A 1,591-nucleotide genomic window follows, 5' to 3' on the forward strand; every position below is an offset into this window, starting at 1 on the left:
GTGTTTATTAAAAGAGGAAATTAACAATGAAAAAAATATTAATAACTAGCTACTTCTTTGCTCCAGAAAATACAATTGGTGCTATTAGACCAACAAAATTAACTAAATTTCTCACAAAAAAAAATTATCAAGTAGATGTTATTACTACCTCAACTAAAGTTAATAAAGATGATAAACTAAATAATGATTTCAAGAGATTAGGTAGACTTATTGAGTTAGATCATTCGATTAGCTTTAATAAAATAAATAATAAGTTATTAAGTACTGGTAAACAGAATTTTAAAAATGGAATATTAGATAAGGAAGATAAAAGTTCAATAAAAGTAAAGAAATCTAAAATAAGAAAGATTTTAAGCTTGTATTTTCATCTATTTGAATNNCTATAAAGTTTTTAAAAAATATGTTGATCAAAATCAAAGTGAATTTGAAAAATACGACGTTTGTTTTTCTACATATGGTCCAACATCGTCAATATTATGTGGCTTATGGTTAAAGAGGAAATTCCCCAATATGCAATGGATTTGCGATTTTAGAGATCCGATGGTTGTAGAATTTATTCCGTTTTTATTTAAAATTTATAATAATTATATTCAAAATAAGGCATGTGAAAATGCTGATTATATAGTTACGGTATCTAATGGATATAGAGATAGAATTTGTAGGGGGGATTTTAGAGAGAAATCAGTTGTTATACCTAATGGGTATGATGTAGATGATTTACCGAATACAACAAACATTTCTGAGTGTGGAAAGTTATCTTTTGTGTATCCTGGCTCCTTATATGGAGGTAAACGAAAAATTTCGCCACTTTTTAAGGTTTTGAATGAACTTTTTAAAGAAAGAAAAATTAATTTGCAAGATATCGAATTTTGGTACGCAGGAACAGAATTTTCAGCAGTTTATGAACAAGCAAAAAAGTATAATGTTGAAAGTGTGTTAGTTAATTGTGGTTTGCTGAGTAGAGAAGACTGTATTGAGCTACAACAAAAGGCACGATTTTTAGTTCTGTCTACTTGGAATAATACCAAAGAAGAGGGTGTATTTCCTGGGAAAATTTTGGAATATATGTTATTTAAGAAGCCTATTATCGCTCTTATAAGTGGAAATAAAAAAAATAGTGAAATCTTTAATGTAGTAACTAATGGTAGATTAGGTGTAGCGTATGAAGAAATTCAAGAAAATCATTATGAGATTTTTAAACAGTATATTTTAGAAGAGTATATTAGATATAAGAATGGGTTAGCGCCTTTTTTTAATCCAGAAATAGATTTGATAGATAAATATAATTATGAAAACATAACAAATCGAATTATATCTTTAATAGAAAAATAAAGTAATAGAGGGAATAAGTTAATGAAAAAATTTAAAACCCAAAGCTTGGTAAAAAATTTTATGTCATTTTCACTTGCGAATATTGTTTCCACTATTGCTGTTATGGTTCAAGGAATGATTTTAGTAAGAGTTTTGACAAAAACAGACTATGGAACTTTTGCACAAACTAATATGGTATTAAATATAACAAATACAATTATTGGATTGGGTCTTGAAGCTTCTATTAATTATTTTATTCCCAAATCTTCTAATAAGGAAC

2 protein-coding genes are annotated in these 1,591 nt (G+C 27.0%); both read left to right on the top strand.

Features of this window, described 5'->3' with window-relative positions; genetic code table 11:
- Positions 1 to 372 precede the first annotated feature (372 nt).
- The gene (locus V7014_RS26195; RefSeq protein WP_335511907.1) at positions 373 to 1,332 is read left to right on the top strand and encodes a glycosyltransferase; all 960 of its coding nucleotides are present in this window, start codon (positions 373 to 375) and stop codon (positions 1,330 to 1,332) included.
- 21 nt (positions 1,333 to 1,353) lie between these two features.
- On the top strand, positions 1,354 to 1,591 hold a 238-nt coding region (locus V7014_RS26200; protein WP_335511909.1), incomplete at its 3' end, for an oligosaccharide flippase family protein.

Origin of the sequence: Bacillus sp. JJ722, from assembly GCF_036963345.1 — a bacterium.
Classification (GTDB): domain Bacteria; phylum Bacillota; class Bacilli; order Bacillales; family DSM-1321; genus Bacillus_AD.